The organism is Streptomyces sp. NBC_01235, from assembly GCF_035989285.1.
GTDB lineage: Bacteria > Actinomycetota > Actinomycetes > Streptomycetales > Streptomycetaceae > Streptomyces.
The window spans coordinates 7227184-7251378 of the sequence record NZ_CP108513.1 but is presented as its reverse complement, the minus strand read 5'-3'; the positions used below and the strand labels follow the sequence as shown (position 1 = coordinate 7251378).

General features: G+C 72.5%; 16 protein-coding genes and 2 pseudogenes. 8 read left to right on the top strand and 10 right to left on the bottom strand.

The genetic code is table 11. The features are described 5' to 3' along the window. Positions 1-118: 118 nt before the first annotated feature. Both OG289_RS32685 and OG289_RS32680 read left to right on the top strand, forming a co-directional pair. Positions 119-618: pseudogene (locus tag OG289_RS32685) on the top strand (Uma2 family endonuclease). A 103-nt stretch (positions 619-721) separates the two neighbouring features. Beyond that, positions 722-1510, top strand: a complete 789-nt coding sequence (locus OG289_RS32680) for an AfsR/SARP family transcriptional regulator (protein WP_327317641.1) — start codon at positions 722-724, stop codon at positions 1508-1510. 19 nt (positions 1511-1529) lie between these two features. On the opposite strand, the gene OG289_RS32675 is transcribed toward OG289_RS32680, so the two are convergent. Together OG289_RS32675 and OG289_RS32670 are read right to left on the bottom strand one after the other, a co-directional pair. Next, positions 1530-4919: an AfsR/SARP family transcriptional regulator gene (locus tag OG289_RS32675; protein ID WP_327317640.1), complete on the bottom strand. Its 3390-nt coding sequence runs from the start codon at positions 4917-4919 to the stop codon at positions 1530-1532. Between the two features lie 272 nt (positions 4920-5191). Further along, positions 5192-5698 carry a DinB family protein gene (locus tag OG289_RS32670; RefSeq protein WP_327317639.1) on the bottom strand — a complete coding sequence of 169 codons (507 nt, stop codon included), beginning with the start codon at positions 5696-5698 and terminating at the stop codon, positions 5192-5194. Between the two features lie 147 nt (positions 5699-5845). On the opposite strand from OG289_RS32670, the gene OG289_RS32665 reads away from it, so the two are divergent. Next, positions 5846-6586: a class I SAM-dependent methyltransferase gene (locus tag OG289_RS32665; protein WP_327317638.1), complete on the top strand. Its 741-nt coding sequence runs from the start codon at positions 5846-5848 to the stop codon at positions 6584-6586. Positions 6587-6813: 227 nt separating this feature from the next. Here the strand turns inward: OG289_RS32665 and OG289_RS32660 are convergent, their stop codons facing one another. The 4 genes and pseudogenes from OG289_RS32660 to OG289_RS32645 form a co-directional block, all read right to left on the bottom strand. Continuing rightward, positions 6814-7947 (bottom strand): ABC transporter ATP-binding protein, encoded by a 1134-nt coding sequence (locus tag OG289_RS32660; protein ID WP_327317637.1) that lies wholly within the window; start codon positions 7945-7947, stop codon positions 6814-6816. A 46-nt stretch (positions 7948-7993) separates the two neighbouring features. Further along, a pseudogene (locus OG289_RS32655) lies at positions 7994-8308 on the bottom strand (IS200/IS605 family accessory protein TnpB-related protein); the annotation flags it as partial. Positions 8309-8649: 341 nt separating this feature from the next. Continuing rightward, positions 8650-10557: a translational GTPase TypA gene (gene typA / locus OG289_RS32650; protein ID WP_327317636.1), complete on the bottom strand. Its 1908-nt coding sequence runs from the start codon at positions 10555-10557 to the stop codon at positions 8650-8652. Positions 10558-10731: 174 nt separating this feature from the next. Further along, the gene (locus OG289_RS32645) at positions 10732-12960 is read right to left on the bottom strand and encodes an ABC transporter family substrate-binding protein (protein WP_327320875.1); all 2229 of its coding nucleotides are present in this window, start codon (positions 12958-12960) and stop codon (positions 10732-10734) included. 284 nt (positions 12961-13244) lie between these two features. Here OG289_RS32645 and OG289_RS32640 point away from each other — a divergent pair, with 284 nt between their 5' ends. Genes OG289_RS32640 through OG289_RS32625 form a run of 4 tightly spaced genes read left to right on the top strand, consistent with a single transcriptional unit; the run spans position 13245 to position 17115 of the window. Next, positions 13245-13535 (top strand): hypothetical protein, encoded by a 291-nt coding sequence (locus OG289_RS32640; protein ID WP_327317635.1) that lies wholly within the window; start codon positions 13245-13247, stop codon positions 13533-13535. 18 nt (positions 13536-13553) lie between these two features. Continuing rightward, a complete protein-coding gene (locus tag OG289_RS32635) occupies positions 13554-14387 on the top strand; it encodes a hypothetical protein (RefSeq protein ID WP_327317634.1) in 834 nt (277 codons plus the stop codon). Positions 14388-14404: 17 nt separating this feature from the next. Continuing rightward, positions 14405-16348 (top strand): fumarate reductase/succinate dehydrogenase flavoprotein subunit, encoded by a 1944-nt coding sequence (locus OG289_RS32630; RefSeq protein ID WP_327317633.1) that lies wholly within the window; start codon positions 14405-14407, stop codon positions 16346-16348. Next, a complete protein-coding gene (locus OG289_RS32625) occupies positions 16345-17115 on the top strand; it encodes a succinate dehydrogenase/fumarate reductase iron-sulfur subunit (protein ID WP_327317632.1) in 771 nt (256 codons plus the stop codon). Before OG289_RS32630 ends, OG289_RS32625 begins: the two co-directional genes overlap by 4 nt. Here the strand turns inward: OG289_RS32625 and OG289_RS32620 are convergent. Genes OG289_RS32620 through OG289_RS32610 form a run of 3 tightly spaced genes read right to left on the bottom strand, consistent with a single transcriptional unit; the run spans position 17096 to position 19060 of the window. Further along, positions 17096-17425, bottom strand: coding sequence for a hypothetical protein (locus OG289_RS32620; RefSeq protein ID WP_327317631.1), 330 nt, complete (start codon positions 17423-17425; stop codon positions 17096-17098). The two genes, OG289_RS32625 and OG289_RS32620, sit on opposite strands and share 20 nt — an antisense overlap. Continuing rightward, positions 17422-17859, bottom strand: a complete 438-nt coding sequence (locus tag OG289_RS32615) for a hypothetical protein (RefSeq protein WP_327317630.1) — start codon at positions 17857-17859, stop codon at positions 17422-17424. Before OG289_RS32615 ends, OG289_RS32620 begins: the two co-directional genes overlap by 4 nt. A 25-nt stretch (positions 17860-17884) precedes the next feature. Continuing rightward, positions 17885-19060: a hypothetical protein gene (locus OG289_RS32610; protein ID WP_442819111.1), complete on the bottom strand. Its 1176-nt coding sequence runs from the start codon at positions 19058-19060 to the stop codon at positions 17885-17887. Between the two features lie 731 nt (positions 19061-19791). On the opposite strand from OG289_RS32610, the gene OG289_RS32605 reads away from it, so the two are divergent. Continuing rightward, positions 19792-21306, top strand: a complete 1515-nt coding sequence (locus OG289_RS32605; RefSeq protein WP_327317628.1) for a hypothetical protein — start codon at positions 19792-19794, stop codon at positions 21304-21306. A gap of 7 nt (positions 21307-21313) precedes the next feature. On the opposite strand, the gene OG289_RS32600 is transcribed toward OG289_RS32605, so the two are convergent. Then, positions 21314-23962 carry a SpoIIE family protein phosphatase gene (locus tag OG289_RS32600; protein ID WP_327317627.1) on the bottom strand — a complete coding sequence of 883 codons (2649 nt, stop codon included), beginning with the start codon at positions 23960-23962 and terminating at the stop codon, positions 21314-21316. Positions 23963-24195 lie beyond the last annotated feature (233 nt).

Genomic DNA, 24195 nt, shown 5'->3' with positions numbered 1-24195 from the left:
CTCGTTCCTCCTGGCTCCGGACCGGCCCTCTAGCTACCCTCAGGCCATGGACTACGCGAAGATGCGGACGATCGCCGAGGAGCTCACGGCGTTCGCCGAACATCTGGAAGGGTCCTGAATCGTCGAGATCGGTCCTTCCGGGCCGTTCCTCGCCATGACGAGCCCTTCGAAGCGCCACGAGGGCACGGTCCGGCGTATCTGCAAGCAGCTGGACGAGCAGCTCCTCACCACGCACCCCGGCTACATCTGCGCGAACGGCCCCGAGATCGAGCACCCCGCGATCGGCCGGATGCGGCGTCCGGATGCCGTCGTGATCCCCGAGGCCGTGCTCGACGAAGAAGGCCTCGCGGTCGACGCGACGCAGGTGCTGGCGGTCGTCGAGATCGTCTCCCCGTCCAATCCCGACAACGACTACGGCGCGAAGCTCACCGAATACCCCGCCATGGGCCATCGCCACTGATCGTCGATCCCCGCACCGGCACCATCGAGGTGCACTCCGATCCCTGCAAGGACCGCTACCAGCAGCAGGACCCGTACATTTTCGGGGACACGGTGCCCTTCGGGCCGTGGACGCTGGAGACCGCTGCCTTCCTCCGCTACGGGAAGACTCGGCACTGAGGCGCGAGGGCCTGCCCGGTCCAGCCGTGCACGAACCATGCGCCACCCGAACACCCCGCGCGCACAGTGGTGACTCGAGTGGTTCGAGGTACGGGGGTACGTCATGGAAATCCAGCTGCTGGGCTGTGTCGAGGCACGTACGCGGTCCGGTGACAAGATGCCGCTGCCGCACGGCACCAAGCTGCTGCTGGCGGCGCTGGCCTGGACCCCCGGGGCGTTCGTGGCCGACGAGACACTGATCGAGCGGGTCTGGCAGGAACGCCGCCCCCAGCATCCGCGGGACGCGCTGTACATCCAGGCCACCCGGCTGCGGAAGGCGCTGCGGGCCGACGGGCAGCGGGCCGAGGGCTTCGAACTGGCCCGGAAGCGGGGCGGGTACGTCCTCGCTATCGACGACGACCGGGTCGACACCGCGCGGTTCCGCAGCCTGGTCCGGCAGGCGCAGCAGGCCGCCCGTGCCGGGGAGACCGAGACGGCCCTCGGCCTGTACGGGCGGGCCCTGGAGCTGTGGCGGGGCGAGCCGCTGTCGGACGTGCGCACGGCCTGGGCGGAGTCGGCGCGGGTGGCGCTGCGGCGCGAGCACCGGGAGGCGCTGGTCGGCAGCACGGAGCTGTATCTGCGGGCGGGGCGGCACGAGGAGTGCCTGCCGCAGTTGCAGTGGCTGGCCGAGATGCACCCGTTCGACGAAAAGGTCGCGGGCCTGCTGATGCTGGCCCTGCACCGGGGCGGACGTCAGGCGGACGCGCTGGACTGCTTCCAGCTGCTGCGACTGCGGATGGTCGACCTGCTCGGGTGCGAGCCGGGCCCGGACCTGCGGTCCCTGCAGGCGCGCATCCTCGCCCGCGACCCCCGGCTGCGGCTCGGCAGCGCGTACGCGACGTCCGCCTGCTGACTTCGTCCGCCGGCGGCCGTCAGCCGTCGAAGTGCTCGGTCAGGTAGAGGGTGAGGCGGGACTCCGCGTCCGGGGGGAGGTCGCGGTGACGGTGGTGGTGCGGGACGGGGGCGCCCGGCGGGGGCCGGGTGTCCAGCGTCTCGTACAGGGCCTTCGCCGCCGTCCGCGCCTCGTGTGCCGGCCCGGTGTCGCCGTGGGCCTCGTGGGCGGCGGCCAGGGCCGCGGTGGCGTGGGCGTGCAGGAGGCGTTGGCCGGAGGTGCGGGCCAGGGCGACCGCCCGGGTCGCGGCGGTACGGGCCTCGGCGGGGGTGCCAGTGTCCAGGAGCGTCAGGGCGGTGGTGAGGTGGACCCGCGGGAGGGTGAGGGGGTTGCCGTCGGCCGCGAGGCCTTCGGCGCGCTCCAGGTGGTCCAGGGCGTCGGCGGGCCGGCCCTGGGCGCGGGCCAGGTCGGCGCGGGTCAGCAGGACCTCGACGAGGCCCGCGCGGTGGCCGGTGCGCTCGGCGATCTCGAAGGCGGCGTCCAGGTGTCCGGCCGTCTCGTCGGCGCGGCCCGCGCGCAGTTTCACGGAGGCGATCCCGACCAGGCTGTCGACCTGGCAGTTGCGGTTCTCCACCCGCCGGGAGACGGCGAGGGCGTCCTCGTAGGCGAGCAGCGCGCGGTCGTCCCGGCCGGCGTCGGCGCGGACCCGGCCCAGCGCCTCCAGGGCCACGGCCTCGGTGTAGGTGGAGCCGGAGTCGCGGGAGACGAGGAAGCAGGTGCGCAGCGCCGCCGTCGCCTCGTCGAACCGGGCCTGCTTCTGCCGGACGAGGGCAAGGTTGACGAGGGCCATCGCGCGGTTGTGGTGGGCCGTGTCGCCGATCAGGTCGAGGGCCGCGCACGCCGCCTCCTCGGCCGCGTCCAGGCGGCCCAGGGCGAGGTTCAGGGACGCCGTGTTGATCAGCATGATCTCTTCGTTCCTGACGTTGCCCAGGGTGCGGTAGAGCGCGAGGGCGCGGTCGTAGCAGGGCAGCGCGCGGCGCAGCTCGCCCAGCAGCTTGAGGGTGACACCCTTGCCCTGGAGGCTGCCGGCCTCGCCGTAGGCCCAGCCGGCCCTGCGCGCCAGCTCCTCCGCCTCCTCGTACTCCGCCAGGGCGCCCCGCAGGTCGCCGTTGCGCCAGCGGGCGCTGCCCAGGGACAGACACATGGAGGCCTGGCCGACCTCGTCGCCGCCGCGCGCGGCCACCTCGCGGGCGAGGGTGGCCAGCCGCATCCAGTCGGACAGCGGGCGGCGGTGGTGGAAGAGGTCCTGGAGCGCGTCCACCAGCCACCACACGTACGGCGCGGGGCCGTGTTCGGCGGCGTGCCCGATCGCGGCGGCGATGTCGTCCCACTCCCCGTCGAACCAGGCGTACGCGTCCTCCGTCGTCCCGAACTCCCGTGGCAGGGAGCCCTCGACGGCGCCCGGGCGGGTGCGCATGACGTACAGGCCGGCCGTGGCGGCGGCGTTGACGACGCTCTGCAGGTAGTGGTCGAGGACGCGGGTGACGGCGGCGGCCCGTTCCTCGGGTGCGTCCTCGGCGGCCGTGCGGTCGCGGGCGTACTCGTGGACGAGGTCGTGCCAGGCCGGGCGGCCGTGCTCGACGTCGCGCAGCAGGTGCACGCGCTGGGCCAGCCGCAGCAGGTCGGCCAGGCGCCGCTCGTCGAGCCCGGCGGCAGCGGCGGCGGCCGCGACCGAACGGCCCGTGCCCGGCAGCGCGCCCAGGCAGCGGAAGGCGCGGCGGGCCTCGTCCGGCAGCGCCCCGTAGGACAGGTCGAGCGCGGCCCGTACGGCGACGGACTCCTCGCCCTCGACGTGCAGCCGGGCCAGCCGGCCCCGGTCGGCGAGGTCGCGCACGTAAGCGCGGATACTGCCCGGCCGGTCGCCGATCCAGGAGCCCGCGACGCACAGGGCGAGCGGCAGGCGGTCGCAGAGTTCGACGAGACGTGCCGCGGCTTCCGGATCGGCGGCCACGGCTTCCGCGCCGACCGTGCCGCTGATCAGCTCCAGTGCGGCGGCGCTGTCGAGGACGTCGCAGGAGACGCGGTAGGCGCCGTCCAGGGTGACCAGGCCGCTGAGTTTGTCGCGGCTCGTCACCAGCGTCAGCGAGCCCGCCGAGGCGGGCAGCAACTGCCGTACGTACGAGGCGTCGGCCACGTCGTCCAGGACGACCAGCACCCGGCGCTCCGCCAGCAGCGTCCGGTACAGCGCGGTCTGTGCCTCGGTGCCCAGCGGAATGTCGCGCGGGGCGCAGCCCAGGCCCTGCAGGAGCAGCGGCAGGGCCTCCTCGGGGGTCATCGGCTCGGCGTTGTCGAAGCCCCGCATGTCGAGGAAGAGCTGGCCGTCGGGGAAGCGGTCGGCGACCCGGTGGGCCCAGTTCAGCGCGAGGGCGCTCTTGCCGACGCCCGCCGGTCCCACGATCAGGGCGAGCGGTTCGGCGGCGCGCAGACAGGAGTCGAGGCGGTCGAGTTCCCGGCCACGGCCGACGAAACGGCGGGGTGTGGGCGGGAGTTGACGCGGAACGGGCCGCTCGGCCGGGGGCGCGGACCGCTGCGCCGCAGGGCCGGGAGCGCCGCCTGAGACGCCACGACCGGCGAGGCCACCGCCGCCGATACCGCTGCCGGTGCTGCCGCCGCCCGAGACGCTGCCGCCGCGCAGCAGGCGCTGGTGCAGGTCCCTGAGGTCGGCCGAGGGCTCCATGCCCAGTTCTTCCACCATGCGCCGGCGCAGCGCGGTGTACAGCTCCAGGGCCTCGGCGCTGCGGCCGTCCTGGTGCAGGGCGCGCATCAGCAGCCCGTGCGGGCGTTCGCGCAGCGGGTGGGCGGCGGTCAGCCGGAGGAGTTCGGCGATGGCCTCCCGGTGCCGGCCGGTCTCGATCTCCGCCTCGGCCATGCCCTCCCGGGCCACGAGGTGGAGTTCGCCGAGGCGTTGGCGCTCGGCCTCGCGCACCGCGACCTCCGACAGGTCGGCCAGCGGCTCGTCCCGCCACAGCGCGAGGGCCTGTTCGCCGCAGCGCCGGGCCGTGCGCCACTCGCCGTCGGCCGCGGCCCGCGAGCCGTCCCTGATGAGGTTCTCGAAGGCCAGCAGGTCGAGTTCGTGCGGCCCCGCGTGCATGACGTAGCCGGGCCGCCTCGTGGTCAGCAGCTGCGTGCCCGCCGGACCGAGGGCGCGCCGCACCTCCGCCACGAGGGCCCGTACGCGGGCCGCGCCGGCGCCGGGCGGGCGGTCGTCCCACAGGCACTGAATCAGCCGGTCGACGGAGACGACGTGGTTGGCGTGCAGCAGGAGCACCGTGCACAGCGCACGTTGCCGGCCGGTGAGCACGACGGCCCGTCCGTCGATCTCGACGTCCAGGGGTCCGAGCAGGCGGAACCGGGGCCGTGGGGAGAGCATTCACAGAACGTAGTCCAGGGGCGACGGCCGGGCAACGCCGGCCTTCGCTCACGGGAACCGACGGGCTGCCGGGGGGCGGGATTCGGCCACTCCAGGCGCCCGGACGCGGCGCGGCGAAGGCGGCACCGGTACGCGGTGAAGCGGGGGCGGGCGCCGCGTGTCCCCCGTCGGTCGCCCGCCCCGCACCACCAGTGTCGGCGAGCCGCCTTTCCGGACTCCTTCAGCGGTCTTTCATCCGTCTTTCACCGCGGCCGTGAGCGGCCCGGTGCCGCTCAGACGCCGGTCGTGCCGTCGATCACCTCGCGCAGGATGTCGAGGTGGCCGTTGTGCCGGGCCGTCTCCTCGATCAGGTGCAGGAGGATCCAGCGCAGGTCCACATGGCGGCCGTCACGGAACGGCCCCCGCGCCTTGGTGTCGAGGTCGTGCGCGGCGACCAACGCGCGGTAGCGCTCGGCCTGTTCGGCGTACTCGTCGAGGAGCCGCGCCAGCGGGAAGTCGACCGCGATGCGCATCTCGCGGTCGGGGTCCTCGTCGGTCCACGGTCCCTCGTCCTCCTCGCCGAGGAACACGACCTGGAACCAGTAGTACTCGACCCAGCGCAGATGGTTGACCAGCCCGCTCGGGGTCATCAGCGGCGAGCCGGGCAGGGGCGCCTTGCGGGCGTCCGGGTCGGAGAGGTCCTCGCACTTGGCGCGGACGGTGCCGCGGGCGTAGTCGAGGAAGGTGGTGAGCTGGGTGCGCTCGTCCCACGCGGTGGGCATGTCGTCTGTTCTCGTCATCGCGCAGAGCATGTCCGGCCGTCGGCCCGCTTGTCGAGGCGATTGGCGAAGGGACCGGAGGAGGGGATCGGGGAGGGGATCGGGGAGGGGCTGGGCGATGTTGTGGATCTTGTCCTGTGCCGTACCCGGGTGTGGCAGACTGCCGCGGTGGTCGATCATTCGTTCGCGGATCTCGCACTCGCCGCGCTGTACGACAGCATCTATCCGTGGGGGCCGGACGACGACTTCTACCTGGGCCTGGTGAGATCCGCCGACGCGGTGCTCGACGTCGGCTGCGGCACGGGCCGGGTCCTCGCGCGGGCCGCGGCGGACGGCCACCCGGGGCGGCTCACCGGCCTCGACCCGGCGGCCGCGATGCTCGTACACGCCCGGCGCCGGGCGCCCGGTGTGGAGTGGCTGCTGGGCGACCTCCGCACCCGTCTGTGGAACGGCGAGTTCGACCTCGTCGTGATGAAGGGCCACGCCTTCCAGGTGTTCCTCGGCGACGAGGAACTGCGCACCGCGCTAGGGGCCGTACGCTCCGCCCTCGGCGCCGGCGGGCGGTTCGTGTTCGAGACCCGCAACCCGGCAGCGCGGGCCTGGCGGACCTGGACCCCGGACCGGGTGCGCGAGGTCACCGACGCCGACGGCCGTGTCGTACGGGTCTGGCACGAGGTCGAGGACGAACCGTCCGGCGACCGGGTGACGTTCACGACGACCTTCGACTCGCCCGGCAGCCGGGTCAGCCGGGTCAGCCGCGGGACGCTCCGCTTTCTCGCCGCCGATGCCCTGACCGGTTTCCTGACGGAGGCCGGGCTGCGGGTCGTGGAGCAGTACGGGGACTGGGACAGGGGCCCGTTGACGCCGACGAGCCCGGAGATCATCACCGTGGTGACGCCGGTCGGGTAGACGGCTCTTGAAGCCGTCCCCCGCCCGAAACAGCTGCGCCTGGCGAGGCAACCGTCGCCTCACGAGGCGCCCCGCGCCAAGCCAATCGGGTCAACCGGCGGCAGACCAAGAGCCGTCAGAAGCGCCCTGGTCGCCGGAGTGCGCGTCGGCGGGGGCCTGCGGCCCCCAGGCCCCCGCTTCGGCGCTGAACGGGCCTCGTCCTCGAAGTCCCCCACGCTCGGCTTCGCTCAAGCGGGGGGACCCCCAGAGGAGCTGGATTCGTCCGCCAGCGCCGGATCCAGCACGATGTCCTCCTCGCGCCCCTCGATCGTCGGCTCCTCCGGAAAGTGGCAGGCCGTCAGGTGGCCTTCACGGTTTCCGGAGATCCGCACCAGCGGCGGCTCCTCGGCCGCGCACTTCTCCTGCGCCTTCCAGCACCGTGTGCGGAACCGGCAGCCCGAGGGCGGGGAGATGGGCGACGGCACGTCACCGGCCAGCCGGATCCGCTCCCGTGCGGTCGTCTCCCCGTCCGTGACGTTCACCTCGGGGACCGCGGAGAGCAGCGCGTGGGTGTAGGGGTGCCGCGGCCGGGTGTAGATGGAGTCCCGGTCGCCGACCTCGATGATCTTCCCGAGGTACATCACCGCGACCCGCTGCGAGAAGTGCCGTACGACGGCCAGGTCGTGGGCGATGAACAGGAACGCGATGCCGAGTTCCTGCCGGACCTGCTGGAGCAGGTTGACGACCTGGGCCTGGATGGACACGTCGAGCGCGGAGACCGGCTCGTCGGCCACGATCAGCTTGGGTTCGAGGGCCAACGCCCGGGCGACACCGATGCGCTGGCGCTGGCCGCCGGAGAACTCGTGCGGGAAGCGGTTGTAGTGCTCCGGGTTGAGACCGACGATCTCCAGCAGCTCGCGTACCCGCCCCTCGCGCCCGCCCGCCGGGTTGATGTCGTTGATCTCCATCGGCCCGGAGACGATCTTGCCGACCGTCTGCCGGGGGTTGAGGGAGGAGTAGGGGTCCTGGAAGATCATCTGGATCTCGGACCGGATCGGCGCCAGCCGGCTGCGCGAGGCGTGGCTGATGTCCTGCCCTCGGTACGTGATCGTCCCGGCCGTGGGCTCCAGGAGCCTGGTGATCAGCCGGCCGGTCGTGGACTTGCCGCACCCCGACTCCCCCACCAGGCCGAAGCTCTCGCCGACCCGCACGCTCAGGTCGACGCCGTCCACGGCCTGCACCCGGCCGACCGTACGCCGGATCGGGAAGCCGCCCTTGACCGGGAAGTGCTTGGTGAGCCCCTCCACGACGAGCAACGGCTCCCCGGCACCTTGGGGATCGCCCTCACGCGGGGCGGGGAGTACGAGTTCCTCTTTCTTCACGTGCTCCTCCTGGCCTTCTTCACGTGCCTGCTCCTTGGAGCCTGCCCTACCGTTCCTGTGGACTGAGCGGGAATGGGTCCTGTTTCCAGGATTCATGCTCAGCCGAGCGCCCCGAACGGTGTTGGGCGTTCTGGTTGCCCGCGTTCGCTCCGCGTCCGGGCGGTACGCATCGTGTGCGTGGTCCGGGGATGCGGGGGCGGGGTCCCACACGCCCAAGGATGCCCGGTCCGGCCAGGACGGTCCGATGCCCCTGCACATCCATCCGGTGTGCAGGGGGCGGTGGTGTCAGTCGCCGGATCGGGTGCCCCTGGGCGCGCCATCCGATCGCCACGGCGGCAGCGTCGTGGCGGGTCCCGCTTCTGTTCCGCCGTGAGATGGCGGGCGCAGGCGCGGTCCGGGGCGAGCAGGGGGCGTTCGGTGGCGCAGCGGTTGCCGCCGACCTGGTCCCGGAAGGTGTAGCGGGGCTGGAAGCGACAGCCGGGCGGCGGGGTCAGCGGCGACGGCGGGGCGCCGGGGACGGCGGCGAGCGAGGTGGTCCGAGTCCAGCCGGGGCCTGGAGTTCAACAGACCCCGGGCGGACGGGTGTTGCGATGAGGGCAGCGCCCTTGAGCAGGTACTGGCACAGGCGCGAAAAGCCCGGGTGCCCCCACGACGGGGGCACCCGGGCTTCGGAGTGTGCTCCGGCTGCGAACTACGCCTGGATCAGCCGTGCTTGGCGCGGCTGGCGGTGCGCGCGCGGTCGCGCTGGTCGAGCACGACCTTGCGGATGCGGACCGCCTCCGGGGTCACCTCGACGCACTCGTCGTCACGGCAGAACTCCAGCGACTGCTCCAGCGACAGCTTGCGCGGCGGGACGATCGCCTCGAACGAGTCGGCCGAGGACGACCGCATGTTCGTGAGCTTCTTCTCCTTGGTGATGTTCACGTCCATGTCGTCGGAGCGCGAGTTCTCGCCGACGATCATGCCCTCGTACACCTCGGTGCCGGGGTCGGTGAACAGTACGCCGCGCTCCTGGAGGTTCGTCATCGCGAACGCGGTGACGGCGCCGGCGCGGTCGGCGACCAGCGAGCCGTTGTTACGGGTCGTCAGCGTGCCGAACCACGGCTCGTGGCCCTCGTGGATGGAGTGGGCGATGCCCGTGCCGCGCGTACCGGTCAGGAACTCGGTACGGAAGCCGATGAGACCGCGGGAGGGGACGACGAACTCCATGCGGACCCAGCCCGAGCCGTGGTTGGACATGTTGTCCATCCGGCCCTTGCGGACGCCCATGAGCTGCGTGACGGCGCCCATGTGCTCCTCGGGCACGTCGATCGTCATGCGCTCGACGGGCTCGTAGACCTTGCCGTCGACGTCCTTCGTGACGACCTGCGGCTTGCCGATGGTCAGCTCGAAGCCCTCACGGCGCATCTGCTCGACCAGGATGGCCAGCGCCAGCTCACCGCGGCCCTGCACCTCCCAGGCGTCCGGACGCTCGGTGTCCAGGACACGGAGGCTGACGTTACCGACGAGCTCGCGGTCCAGCCGGTCCTTGACCTGACGCGCGGTGACCTTGCGGTCCTTGACCGCGGCCTTGTTGTCGGCGCCCTTGCCGGTACCGCCACGGCCGACCAGCGGCGAGGTGTTGGTGCCGATGGTCATCGAGATGGCCGGCTCGTCGACCGTGATGAGCGGCAGCGCGATCGGGTTCTCGGGGTCGGCGAGGGTCTCGCCGATCATGATCTCCGGGATACCGGCGACGGCGCAGATGTCGCCCGGGCCGGCCTTCTCGGCGGGCTTGCGGGTGAGCGCCTCGGTCATCAGCAGCTCGGTGATGCGCACGTTGGACATCGTGCCGTCACGCTTGATCCACGTGACGGTCTGCCCCTTGCGCAGCTCGCCCTCCTCGACGCGCAGCAGCGCGATACGGCCGAGGAAGTTGTCGGCGTCCAGGTTGGTGACGTGCGCCTGGAGCGGAGCCTCCTCGTCGTACTCCGGAGCCGGGACGTGCGACAGGATCGTGGAGAAGAAGGGCTCCAGGTTGTCGCTGTCCTTCGGGACCGTGCCGTCCTCCGGCTTGGTCAGCGAGGCGACGCCGTCCCGCGCACACGCGTAGACGATCGGGAACTCGATCTGGTCCTCGTCGGCGTCGAGGTCGAGGAAGAGGTCGTAGGCCTCGTTGACGACCTCGTCGATGCGCGAGTCGGGCCGGTCCGTCTTGTTGATGCACAGGATGACGGGCAGGCGGGCCTGCAGCGCCTTGCGCAGCACGAAGCGGGTCTGCGGCAGCGGGCCCTCGGAGGCGTCCACCAGCAGCACGACGGCGTCGACCATCGACAGACCACGCTCGACCTCACCGCCGAAGTCGGCGTGACCGGGGGTGTCGATGATGTTGATGGTCACGACGTCCCCCCCGTCCTTGGGGTGGTACTTCACCGCCGTGTTCTTGGCGAGGATCGTGATGCCCTTCTCACGCTCCAGGTCGTTCGAGTCCATCATGCGGTCGTCGAGCGACTCGGCGGCGTGCGCGGCGAAGGCGCCGGCCTGCTTGAGCATGGCGTCGACCAGAGTCGTCTTGCCGTGGTCGACGTGGGCGACGATGGCTACGTTGCGAATGTCGTGGCGCGTGGCCATAAAGCGGCGTTCTCCCGGAGTGTGAGGGCGACCCTGCTGCGTACGTCTGTGTTACGCGGGCCCTGCCGGGCTTGACACGCCACGGCCTCACCCCATCGTACGTGGCCCGGCGGGGAAGGGCCTCCACAGGGCTACACGGTTCATCCGGCGATCACCTCGCGCTCACTTCGGCGCTCACTTCTTGGCGGCGCTCGCGGGGACCTTCGCGCCCTTCTTCAGGAATCCCATGTCCTCGTAGACGGGGGTCTGGAAACCGAAGGCGCCCGCGTTGACCACGGTCTTCCGTACCGCCGTCAGCTGGGGGCGCTGGTAGAGAGGAATCGATCCGGCGGCCGCCCAGATGCGGGAGTCGGCCTTGCGGATCAGGGACCGCTCCTCGTCCGCGTCCAGGGTCGAGAGGGCTCGGTCGAACAACTGGTCGACCTGGTCGGTGCCGACCCGCGTGTAGTTCTGCTCGACGCTCAGCGAGCCGTCGGCGGCCGGCACCGGCTTGGCGTAGATCGGCCGGGCGTCGGTGGCGGGGAAGGCGGACGCGGGCCAGGAGTACAGGGCGAGGTCGTACTGGCCGGAGGCGATGTGGTCCTTGAAGTAGCTCTCGTCCGAGACCTTGGTGATCTCCGTGCGGATGCCGACCTTCGCCAGCATCCTCGTGATCCGCTCGGCGACCGCCGCCAGCGACTCCGACCCCGGGCCGGACGGCAGCACGAACCGCAGGCTGAGCGCCTTGCCGTTCTTGGCCAACGCCTTCCCCGCGGCCACGGCCGGCGCGGCACTGCCCTTCGGCGCCGCGGTGCCCTTCGGGGCGTACGCGCCGGGCGCGCCCCCCGGGTGCAGCTGCTTGTACTGCTTGCCGTCCTGGGCGAGCTGCTGCCCGCCGTCCTCGCCCTTCCGCGCGTTCTCGCCCTTGAGGGCGTGCCGCTTCTCCTCGCGGCCCGTCTCGGCCGACGCCTTGTCGTCCTCGCCGACGACGTGGGCGCCGTCGTCGCCGTCCGCGGAGTCGGCGGCCTTCTTCCCCGCCGACCCGGCCGCCTTCTCGCCCTTCGGCTGCTCCTTGACCGGGCCTCCGAGCACCCAGCCGGCGTCCGCGAGCAGCGCCTGCGCCTCGGACGTGTCCTGCCCGCCCAGCGCCCCGCTGTTGTCGGCGTACGCGTCCTGCCCGGCCAGGGCCAGGTGGCTGCCGACGGGCTGTGCGGGCAGGCCCAGCGGCTTCAGCACGAGCTTGGCCAGTTCCTTGCGGTCCAGCGCGCGGGCGACGGCCCGCCGCACCCGCTCGTCCGCCAGCGGCCCGGCCGCGCCGTTCAGCGCCAGCTGGGTGTACGCCGGCTCCAGCGATCTGCGCACCTCGAATGCGCGCAGCGCCTTCTGCTGCCGCTCCCACTGGGCGATCGCCCTGGTCAGCTTCGTACGGGCCTGCACCTCGTCCTCGGCCGCGTCCTCGTCGGAGCCGTGGGCGAGGGCCCAGGAGCGCAGCGCCTTCGCGGCGGTGCGCCCGGCGCCGGGACCGGCGAGCGGTCCGGCCGCGCCGTTCGTGGCGCCGTCGACCCGCTGCGCGGCGGCCGGGTCGACCTCGGCCAGATCGAGCTTCCCGGCGGCCAGCGCGGACGCCCGCTCGCCCCGGGGGACGGCCGTCAGCACGATCTCGGAGAGCTTGGCCGGCCGCCCCCACCAGCGCGGGTTGCGGGTCAGGCGCACCTGGTCGTTCTTGCGGTCGACCTTCTTCACGAGGAACGGCCCGGCGGTCACCTTCAGTTTGGTGCGGGCCCCGTCGTTGAAGGAGTCGGGCGTGCCCATGACGTCCTTCGGGTACAGCGGCGAGAACAGCGACCGCCAGTCGGCGTAGGGGCGGCGGAAGGTGACCCGGACCTCCAGGTCGTTGGCCCCGCGCTCGATCTTCTCGATGCGGTCGTAGCCGGCGTTGCGAGCGGTCCAGTAGGCGCTGTCCTTGCCCGACAGGGCGCGCCACTGGGCGGCGAAGTCCGCGGCGCCGATCTCGCGGCCGTCGCTCCAGACGGCCTGCTGGTTCAGCTTGTACAGCACGACCTGCTTGGGCTCGGTGTCGACGACCTTGGCGGACTCCAGGTAGTCGGCGTCGCGCCGCGGCCGTCCGTTCACGTCGAGCCGGTACATCGCGGGCAGGACGGCCTGGGCGACCCGGGTGGTCGTGGCGTCGGCGTCCGACTGGAAGGTGTTGAGGGTGTCCGGGACCACGTCCACGGCCCAGCGCAGCGTGCCGCCCTCGGCGACCAGGCCGCGGGCGGCCGGGGCGATGTCCTGGCGGGCCAGGGGCCGGCCGGCCTCGTCGGCGGAGCCGCAGCCGGCCAGCAGGGGCACCGCGAGCGCACCCGCGGTGAGGAAGGCGACCGAGCGCTGGGCCGCGCGCGGGCCGACGCCGTCGTGGGACATCGACATCTCTGGTACCTCCGGGGAGCCGCTGCCGGTGCGTTCTGATCACATTTGGCGGTATTTTGGAGTTGATCAGATCTACGGCTCACTGAAGAGGAAAGGGTTCGCCTGCCGGAAGCGACACGGCGGCGGGACCGTCCAAGGTCACTCGTGCGGAGCAATACACCCCTTCCGCATCCGCCAATCGCTGCACACGCCTTCACACCGACCGGTGTGACGCGCAACACTCGCAGGCGCATGAACGTTGCCGTCCAGGGCTCAGGCCCACGGAAGCGAGGTACGTCATGTCCGTGCACGACGACCTGACATCGGTCCAGCGCTGCCTCGACGACCTCTCCCGGTCCGTCGGCCGCCTGGAGCAGCAGCTCGGCAGCGGCGGCCTGGAGATGCGCCGCGTGCGCACCGACGCCGACCATCTGCGCGAGAGCGTCGCGCTGCTGCGCGAGGCGGCCACCCAACCGGCCTCGCCGCGCAAGCCCGAGCTCGTCACCATCCCCGACACCCCGTACGACGACTCCCTGTGGATCGACACCGACGACGAGGGACTCGGCGCCCGGGACCGACACGCACCCTGACCCGACCGGAGTCCTGAGTTGGCCACTGGTACGGAACCTCCACCCACCGACCCCCATCCCCCGAGCGGCGTACGCGGCGCCGGGCGCGCCGCGATCGCCGCGCCCCATCTGCGGACCGACCGCTGGTGGCTGGCCCCCGCCGCCACCGCCGCCGGTCTGCTGGCGTTCATCGCCTACTCGACCTGGCGGGCCTTCGCGAACGCGGACTACTACGCGGCGCCGTACGTCTCGCCCTTCTACTCCCCGTGCCTGGCGGAGAACTGCCGGCCCATGCACGCGGGCCCCAACGCGGAGATCTTCGGCGGCTGGTGGGGCATCTCGCCCGCGATCATCATCCTGATCTTCCCGCTCGGCTTCCGCCTGACCTGCTACTACTACCGCAAGGCCTACTACCGGGGCTTCTGGGCCTCGCCGCCGGCCTGCGCGGTGGCCGAGCCGCACGAGAAGTACACCGGCGAGACCCGCTTCCCGCTGATCCTGCAGAACATCCACCGGTACTTCTTCTACGCGGCGATCGTCGTCGCCGGGATCCTGACGTACGACACCGTGCTCGCCTTCCGCGACGAGCACTACGCGTGGGGCCACATGGGCCTGGGCACCCTGGTCTTCCTGCTCAACATCACGCTGATCTGGGCGTACACACTGTCCTGCCACTCCTGCCGGCACATCGTCGGCGGCAAGCTGAAGCACTTCTCCAGACACCCCGTGCGCTACAGGGCGTGGCAGTTCGTCGGACGGCTCAACGCCCGCCACATGCTGCTGGCCTGGGCGTCGCTGGTGAGCGTGGCGCTCGCCGACTTCTACGTCTATCTCGTCGCGTCCGGTGTCTTCGACGATCCGAGGTTTTTCTAGATGAGTGGGGCCTGCTGATGTCCGTGGTCGACCGCCAGGAGTGGGACGTCGTCGTGGTCGGCGCGGGAGGCGCCGGACTGCGTGCCGCGATCGAGGCCCGGGAACGCGGCGCCCGCACCGCCGTCATCTGCAAGTCGCTCTTCGGCAAGGCGCACACGGTGATGGCCGAGGGCGGCATCGCGGCGGCGATGGCCAACGCCAACGAGCACGACAACTGGCAGGTCCACTTCCGCGACACCCTGCGCGGCGGCAAGTTCCTCAACCAGTGGCGGATGGCCGAGCTGCACGCCCAGGAGGCCCCGGACCGGGTGTGGGAGCTGGAGACCTGGGGCGCCCTGTTCGACCGCACCAAGGACGGCCGCATCTCCCAGCGCAACTTCGGCGGCCACGAGTACCCGCGCCTCGCGCACGTCGGCGACCGTACGGGCCTGGAGCTGATCCGCACCCTCCAGCAGAAGATCGTCTCGCTCCAGCAGGAGGACAGGAAGGAGACCGGCGACTACGAGTCGCGGCTGAAGGTCTTCCAGGAGTGCACGGTCACCCGGATCCTCAAGGACGGTCGCCGGGTGTCGGGGGTCTTCGCCTACGAACGCGAGACCGGCCGTTTCTTCGTGCTCCGGGCGCCCGCCGTGGTGATCGCGACCGGCGGCATCGGCAAGTCCTTCAAGGTGACGTCGAACTCGTGGGAGTACACCGGCGACGGCCACGCGCTGGCCCTGCTCGCCGGCGCTCCGCTGCTCAACATGGAGTTCGTGCAGTTCCACCCGACGGGCATGGTCTGGCCGCCGTCGGTCAAGGGCATCCTCGTCACGGAGTCCGTCCGCGGCGACGGCGGGGTGCTGCGCAACTCCGAGGGCAAGCGGTTCATGTTCGACTACGTCCCCGACGTCTTCAAGGAGAAGTACGCCGAGTCGGAGGAGGAGGGCGACCGCTGGTACGAGGACCCGGACCACAACCGGCGTCCCCCCGAACTGCTCCCCCGTGACGAGGTCGCGCGCGCCATCAACTCGGAGGTCAAGGCGGGCCGCGGCTCCCCGCACGGCGGGGTCTTCCTCGACGTGTCCACGCGCATGCCGGCGGAGGTCATCCGCCGCCGCCTGCCCTCCATGTACCACCAGTTCAAGGAGCTGGCGGACGTCGACATCACCGCGGAGCCCATGGAGGTCGGGCCGACCTGCCACTACGTGATGGGCGGCATCGCGGTCGACTCCGACACGGCCGCCGCGCGCGGGGTGCCGGGGCTGTTCGCGGCCGGCGAGGTGGCCGGCGGCATGCACGGCTCCAACCGGCTCGGCGGCAATTCGCTCTCCGACCTGCTGGTGTTCGGCCGCCGGGCGGGCCTGCACGCCGCGCAGTACGCGGCGGGGCTCGGTGCTGGTGCGGGACGCCCGGCGATCGCCGACGCCCAGATCGACGCGGCCGCGGCGGAGGCGCTGCGGCCGTTCTCCGCGGAGGGGCCCGCCGACCCCGACGGCCGCCCGCCGGAGAACCCGTACACCCTCCACCAGGAACTCCAGCAGACCATGAACGACCTGGTCGGCATCATCCGCCGCGAGGGCGAGATGGAGCACGCCCTGGAGAAGCTGGCCGAGCTGCGCGTGCGGGCGCGGCGGGCCGGCGTCGAGGGGCACCGGCAGTTCAACCCGGGCTGGCACCTCGCGCTGGACCTGCGCAACATGCTGCTGGTCAGCGAGTGCGTGGCCCGGGCGGCCCTGGAGCGCACGGAGTCGCGCGGCGGCCACACCCGCGAGGACCATCCGACGATGGACCGCAGGTGGCGCAACGTCAACCTGCTGTGCGCACCGGCCGACCCCGTCGGCGGCCCGGGGTCGACGGACCCCATTCACGGCCAGATCACCCTCACCCGCGAGACCACCGAGCCCATCCGCCCCGACCTGCTCGCCCTCTTCGAGAAGGAGGAGCTGGTCAAGTACCTCACCGAAGAGGAGCTGTACGAATGAGCAGCTACGACGCCCACTTCAAGGTGTGGCGGGGTGACGTGAAGGGCGGCGGCCTGGACGACTTCAAGGTCGAGGTGAACGACGGCGAGGTGGTCCTGGACATCATCCACCGCCTGCAGGCCACCCAGGCGCCCGACCTCGCCGTCCGCTGGAACTGCAAGGCGGGCAAGTGCGGTTCGTGTTCGGCGGAGATCAACGGGCGGCCCCGGCTGCTGTGCATGACCCGTATGTCGGTCTTCGACCGCCAGGAGGCGATCACCGTCACGCCCCTGCGTGCCTTTCCGGTGATCCGCGACCTCGTCACGGACGTCGGTTTCAACTACCAGAAGGCGAGGGAGGTTCCGGCGTTCGTGCCGCCCGAGGGGGTCGGTCCCGGCGAGTACCGCATGATGCAGGAGGACGTGGACCGCTCGCAGGAGTTCCGCAAGTGCATCGAGTGCTTCCTGTGCCAGGACACCTGCCATGTCGTCCGCGACCACGAGGAGAACAAGACGGCGTTCGCCGGTCCCCGCTTCCTCATGCGGGTCGCCGAGCTCGACATGCACCCGCTGGACGCGGCGGAGGAGTCCGGCCTGGACCGGGGGCGCACGGCCCAGGACGAACACGGCCTCGGCTACTGCAACATCACCAAGTGCTGCACGGAGGTCTGCCCCGAAGGCATCAAGATCACGGACAACGCGTTGATCCCCCTGAAGGAACGTGCGGTCGACCGCAAGTACGACCCGCTGGTGTGGCTGGGGTCGAAGATCAGGAGACGGTCTTCCTAGGCGGCAGGGGCGCACGGCCGGGGCGCTGGGCGAGCAGTTGGAGGGCGAGCCCCCCGAAGTTCACGGCCAGGCCGAGGAACGGGAGGTTGGGATGCCGGGACGGCGTGCCGCCCAGCGGGCCGAGGAACAGGAAGAAGGCCATACCGAAGGCGATCAGCAACAGACTCGCGCCCCACAGCTTCGGCCGCAGGATCCTCTCCCGCCGGAAAGGCAGCGTCCAGCCGGTCGTGACGCCCGCGACGCCTGCCGCCGCCACGGCCGTGATGATGGCCACGGCGATACCTACCGCTGTCCAGTGCATGCCGCTCATGTTCCCAGGATCTCCAGCACCCGCAAGAGATTCGACTCGGCGATGGCCCGCATTTGACCCGGGGCGGGAAAATCGCCGTCCAGCAGGCGCAACGGGCCGACGAACCGGCCGGCGGCGTCGGCGAGCAGCAGGCGGGGCGTGCGGACGCCGGCGGCGGCGAGGCGGTCGTGGGCGGCGGTGAAGAGGCCGAGGCCGTTGGCGGGCGAGAAGGGGCGACGGTGGTCGGGGACCTCCGTGTGGTCCCAGTAGTCCTCGTCCGGGGACCAGACGTACGCGATCGCCGTCGAGCCGTCGTCGTACGTCAGCCGGTAGGCGCCCTTCTTGCTGCCGCCGGGCAGCCGGGTGACGCCGGCGAGGGTGCGGTGCGGGCCGCCGGCGGCGTGGGCGAGGGGGGCGAGGTCGGGGGCGGTGAGGTGGTGTCGGATGCGGGTCACCGGTCCCAGTGTGTCGGGCAAGCGCTTACCGGACCCACCCGTTTTCGTACGACGTCCAGTCGGTCTCCGTCGCCGTGAAGTCCACGTACGCCGCGACGCCGAAGTTCTCACGGTCGGCGTCGGTGCGGGACAGGCCCAGGCGGACCCCCCGGACGGCGGCGGCGACGGTCTCCGCGTGCGCCCAGTGGCCGAACCGGTTCTCGCGGTAGAAGGGCAGGCCCATCAGCAGGTCGGTGGAGGCGGGGGTGACCTCCAGGGCGAGGGAGGTCTGCTGGGCGACGTAGCCGCCGTAGGTGCTCTCCAGCGGCTGCATGGTGTCGTACGACATCACGGCGATCTGGTCGACGCGGCGCGCGACCTGGCCGAAGAACCGCTGCGACCACCACTTGGGGTGACCGGCGGTCGTGCCCCAGAAGGAGTGGAAGCCGGGGAGCGGGTCGATCTGGTGGGCGGCGACGGAGAGTTGGGCGTCGCGGGCGCGGGTGACGGCGCGCAGGGAGTCGAGGAGGGTGAGGTAGTCGCCGTCGTCGGAGTGGAGGGGTTCGAGGTCGAAGTGGGCACCCTGGAAGCCGACGGCGAGGATCTCGCGGGTCGACCGCACGACGGCGGCACGCGTCTCGGCACGCTCCAGCCGCATGCCGTTCGGGCTCTCACTGGCCAGCACGTCGCCGAGCCAGGCCTGGACTCGGAGCTTCGGTGCCTCCCGGTGCACGGCGGCTATGAACCAACGAGCGTGGGCATACGCGGACTTGGGGAGCGTGCCGTTGTGCTCCAGGGGCCCGGCGTGGACGTACAGGTCGCGTATCCCGGTGTCCCGCAGCCGCCCGGCCAGCGCCTTGACGTCGGCGTCGTCCTTCCGCCCGTCGACCCAGGCGTGGCCCAGCCAGATGGCGTCCTTGCCGCGACTGTAGGTGCCGTCGGCCGGGTCGCCCATGTAGTTCACCCGGAGCGCGGCCTGGGCGACGAGAACCGGCCCGAGCAGCAGCAGAACGACGACGAGCGCGACACGCCGCAACCGCCGCCCCCGACGCCGGGCGGACACGGGCGCCCCCTCTGTCGCAACGGCAGGCCCCTCCCCCACCTCCACGGCAGCGCCCGCCCCGGCCCCAGCACCCCCGCTCATCCCCGCACCCGGACCCGTCCCCGCACCCGCATTCATCCCCGCTCCCCCGTCCGCATCCCCGTCCCGGCTCGCCTCCATCGCCCGCCCCGGCCCCGCATCCTCACCCGCCCCGTCACCCGAGTTCCTCTCCCCACCCCGCCCCGCACCCGCACCCATCTCCGTGTCCCCGTCCGACCTCGCACCCCGCCCCATCGCCGCGCCCCCGCCCGTCGCCTCGCCCTCGCCCGTCCCTGTGTCCCGCCCCGCACCCGCACCCCTGTCCGTGTCCCCGTCCGACCCCGCACCCCGCCCCATCGCCGCGCCCCCGCCCGTCGCCTCGCCCTCGCCCGTCCCTGTGTCCCGCCCCGCACCCGCACCCCTGTCCGTGTCCCCGTCCGACCCCGCACCCCGCCCCATCGCCGCGCCCCCGCCCGTCGCCTCGCCCTCGCCCGTCCCTGTGTCCCGCCCCGCACCCGCACCCCTGTCCGTGTCCCCGTCCGACCCCGCACCCCGCCCCATCGCCGCGCCCCCGCCCGTCGCCTCGCCCTCGCCCGTCCCTGTGTCCTGTTCCGTCTCCGGGTGACGGTCCGGCCCCGTGGGGCGCAGTGGTCGTTTCATCGCGGGTTCCCCCTCCCGTGTTGTTCTGTCCCACGGCCCCCGCCTCGGGTGCATCCCGGTCGCGTGGGCGTATTCGCAGCCATACGCTCCCAAATGTGACCTCTTTCTTGCTTCGAGGCCGGACGCGTCATGCCGGGTCGCACATATCCGTGCGGGTGGCTCATGCCGTGCTGGGTGGTGCGCTCGGGGTCGTGTGGCTGGTGTTGCCAGGGATGACGTCCGGTGACGACGCTCCGGTTGCGATCAAGAATTCGGCGCCCGCCGCGAGCGCCGTCGCGGCCGACGAGGACGAGACCTCCGCCGCCGATCTGGTGCTCCCCCTCGTCGCCGTCGGCGCGGCGGGCGTGGTCGCCGGGTACGGGTACATACGCCGGGTCCGTCGCACCCGGGACCGGACGACCCCCGGCGGGGTCGGAAGTCCACCGCCTCCGAAGTCGTCGCCGCCCCTCGCCGCCCGCGACGAGCAGTCCCGCGCCGCGCTGGTCGAGGCCGACAACCGGATCCGCGCGGCACACACCGAACTCGGCTTCGCCGAGACGCTGTTCGGGGCGGAGGCCGTCGCGGGCTTCCACCGGGCCCTCCACGAGGCGGAGTCCGAACTCGCCGCCGCGTTGCGGATGCGGCAGCGGTACGACGAGGGGGTGCCGGCGGAGGAGGCGGCCCGGGGGCACGCGCTCGCCGGGATCGTCGGACGGTGCGAGGAGGCCGGACGCCGGCTGGACTCCGTGGCCGGCGCGTTCGGGCAGCTGCGGGGGCTGGAACGGGGGACGGGTGAGGCGGTGGGGGTCGCCGAGGGCAGGTTTCGGGAGCTGACGGGGCGTGCGGGGGCCTCGGAAGCCGTCCTCGCCGGGCTGCGGACCCGGTACGCGCCGACCGCCACCGCCTCCGTCACCGGCAACGTCGAACAGGCCAAGGACCGGCTCGTGTTCGCCACCGTCCGGCTCAACCAGGCCCGCCAGGCGGCTGACTCGGGGCAACCGGAGCGGGCGGCCCGGCATCTGCGGGCCGCCGAGGGTGCCGTCGCCCAGGCGGCCGTCTTCGTCGAGGGCGTCGACCGGCTGGCCGCGGAACTGCGGGCCGCCGAGCTGACGATCCCGGCCGCCCTCACGGGCGCGGAGGCCGAGTTGTCCTGGGTCAGGGAAGGGCGGCGGGAGGGGGAACCGGAAGGGGAAGGGGCAAGGGCCGTCCCCGGCCCCGCGGGCCCGGCCCCGGGCGAGCTGCACGCCCGGCTGTCGCATGCCGACGCCGTGCTGGACTCCGTGCGGCAGGAGCTGACCGGAAGTCAGCCCTACGATCCCGTCGGGGTGCTGCGTCGGATCCTGCGGGCGACCGCGCCCGTCGCCTCCGGGCGGGCCGGGGTGCTGCCGGCCGCCGCCCTGATCACCGCCCGCTCCGCCACCGCCGCCGCGGCCGACTTCGTGGCGACGCACCGCGGCGCGGTCGGCGCCACCGCGCGCACCCGCCTCGCGGAGGCGCAACGGCTCCTCGCGACGGGGGACCCGGCGGACCGCCCGCCCGCCGACACCCTCGCCCTGGCGGCCCGGGAGCTGGCGGAGCTCGACGTACGGGCGCACGGGAACCCGTACGTGGGCGCGGCCGGCACGGCCGGCACCGGCGGCGCCGTCCTCGGTGGCATCGTCCCGGCCGAGGATCCCGAGGACGGCACGCCCGCGGGCTTCGCCGGACCGGGCGGGCGAGCGGTCGGACCCGCGCCCGCCCACGGGTGACCGCGCGTCAGAACAGGCTCAGCAACGCCTCCGCCGGGTCCGCCAGACCCGTCTCGCCGTCCGGCAGCGGGAGTTCGAACCACACCGTCTTGCCTCGCGGGGTGCGACGCGAGCCCCAGGCCGCCGAGAGGAGGCCCACGAGCTGCAGGCCCCGGCCGCCCTCGTCGGTGTCCCGGGCGCGTCGGCGGCGCGGCTGGACGAGGCCCGAGTCCCAGACCTCGCACACCAGGGTGCGGTCCAGCAGCAGCCGGAGTCTGATCTCGCCCTCGCCGTACCGCAGCGCGTTCGTGACCAGCTCGCTGACCAGCAGTTCCGTCGTGTCGACGAGGGGTTCGAGGCCCCAGGACAGCAGCTGTCCGCGCGCGTGCTCGCGCGCCCGGCCCACGCTGCGCGGCTCACGCGGCAGCGTCCAGTCGCCGACCGATTCGGCAGGCAGGCCCTGCACACGTGCCATCAGCAGCGCGATGTCGTCCTCGCCGTGGTGCGAGTCGAGGGTGTTGAGGACGTGGTCGCAGACGTCCTCCAGGGGGCTGACCGGGTCCGTCAGCGCCCCTACGAACGCGTTGAGGCCCTCGTCCAGCGGGTGGTCGCGGGATTCGACCAGGCCATCCGTGTAGAGCGCCAGCAGCGCGCCCTCGGGGAGGTCGACCTCCACCTCCTCGAAGGGTTCGCCGCCCACGCCGAGCGGCATGCCCGGCGGCACGTCCAGCATCAGCGCCGGCTCGCCGGGTTCGACCAGGACCGGGGGCAGATGGCCCGCGTTGGCGAAGGTGCAGCGGCGGGTGACCGAGTCGTAGACCGCATAGACGCATGTCGCGAGGTACACCTCGGACAGGTCGGCCTCGCGGGGACGGCGGGCGGCCCGGGTCGCCTGCTGGACGCCGCCCGGCGCGCCGAGGCCGCGCGCGATCTCGTCCAACGCGGAGAGCACTTCGGCCGGTTCGAGGTCGAGCAGGGCCAGGGTCCGTACGGCGGTGCGGAGTTCACCCATGGCTACGGCCGCCCGCAGCCCGCGTCCCATGACGTCTCCCACGACCAACGCGGTGCGGTGACCGGGCAGTTCGATGACGTCGAACCAGTCGCCGCCGACCTCGCTGGGCCGGTCGGTGGAGGCGTTGCCGGGGAGGTAGCGGCAGGCGATGTCGAGGCCCGAGGCCACCGGGTCGCCGGGCGGCAGCAGCGACCGTTGCAGTATCAACGCCCGCTCGTGCTCCCGCCGGTACAGCCGTGCGTTGTCGATGCAGACGGCCGCCCGTGCCGCCAGCTCCACGGCCAGATCCCGGTCCCGGTCCCCGAACGGCTCGCTGCCCTTCGTCCGCGAGAACTGCGCGAGGCCGACGACGGTGTCGTGGGCGACCATCGGGACGGCGAGGGTGGACTGCACCAGGCCGCCCTCCTCGCCGGGGATGGCCTGCGGGCGGGCGGTGCGCAGGGCGTCCGCGCAGGGCGAGTTGAACGGGAAGTGGTGGACGGCGCCGACCGCGACGGGCGCGCCGGTGCCGACGAAGGGGGCGTCGGAGACGGCGGAGGAGAAGGCGACCCGGCGCAGTTCGGCGCTGCCGTCGGCAAGGCCGGACGGGGTCTCGTCACCGGCCAGGAGACCCTGGTAGAGGTCGACGGTGGCGAGGTCGCAGAAGCCGGGCACGACGACGTCGAGGAGTTCGCGCGCGGTCGTCTCCAGGTCGAGGGAGTTCCCTATGCGGGCGCCCGCCTCGTTCAGAAGGGCGAGATTACGCCGTGCGGCGGCGGCTTCGCGGGCGGCGGCGCGGCGGGCGGTGATGTCGGTGCCGAGCCAGGCGATGCCGATGGGGCGGCCGGAGCCGCTGTGCACGCGGTAGAGGTTGATCGACCAGTGCCGGCGCTCGTCGGAGCCCGGCACGAAGCCGGTGACGTGCATGTCCGTGATGGAGTCGCCGGTCTCGAGGACTCTGCGCAGGGTCGCGCTGACCCGGTCGGCCTCGGGCCGGGGCAGGTAGTCGTGAACGCCCTTGCCGCGGTGGTCGTCGGGGCTGCCGCCGAAGATGGAGGAGAACCGCTGGTTGGCGCGGCGGATCCGAAGGTCGGGGTCGATCAGGAGGAAGCCGAACGGGGATTGGCCGAAAATCGACTGCGAGGCGGCGAGGTCGGTCTCGATGCTGCGGAGCGTGCGGACGTCGACGACGATGCACACGGCGGCCTTCTCGCCGTCCAGGCTGCGCGTCGGCATGACGTACACCTCGGCGAGGCCCTGCTCGCCGCGCCCGCCGCCGGGCACCGGGTCGGGCATCCGGAAGGGGACCACGCCGGTCCACTCGCGCCCGTCGAGGATCTCGGCCATCTTCCGCTGGCCGCGCTCGCGCAGGTCCGGGTCGACGAACGCGTCGATGGGATCCATGCCGACGGCCTTGTCGGCGGGGATGCCGAAGATCTGCTCGGCGCGCAGACTCCACTGGTCGACGAGGCCGTCGGGGCCGATGGAGAACGAGGCGACCTTGATGTAGTCGTAGATCGAACCGGGCGGACTGCTCTGCCACATGGCGTCACCGGACGTCGCCGCCTCGCCCTGCCCGTCACCGAAGCCGCGCACGGCATCGGCGGCGAGCGCACTCGCGGCCTTCGCCCTCGCGCCGCCCGACGGGTCCTCGGACTCCGTGGCCTTCGCTGGTATCTCGCTCACGCGAACCGTCCCCTCCAGCTCACCGCGTCCGGCACCGGTCACCGGCGGCGGCTGCCCGCAGTATCCAGCACTACGGGTCCGCACGACACGGTGTTCACGATCACAGCACGGTCCAGGCGTTTTTTGGACCGTGCCGCGACAACACTTCCAGTCTTCTAACCAGCGGGCACGTCCTCGAACCACACCTTCCGGGACCGGTCGGCGACCGGAACCGGACGGGGGACACGGCCACC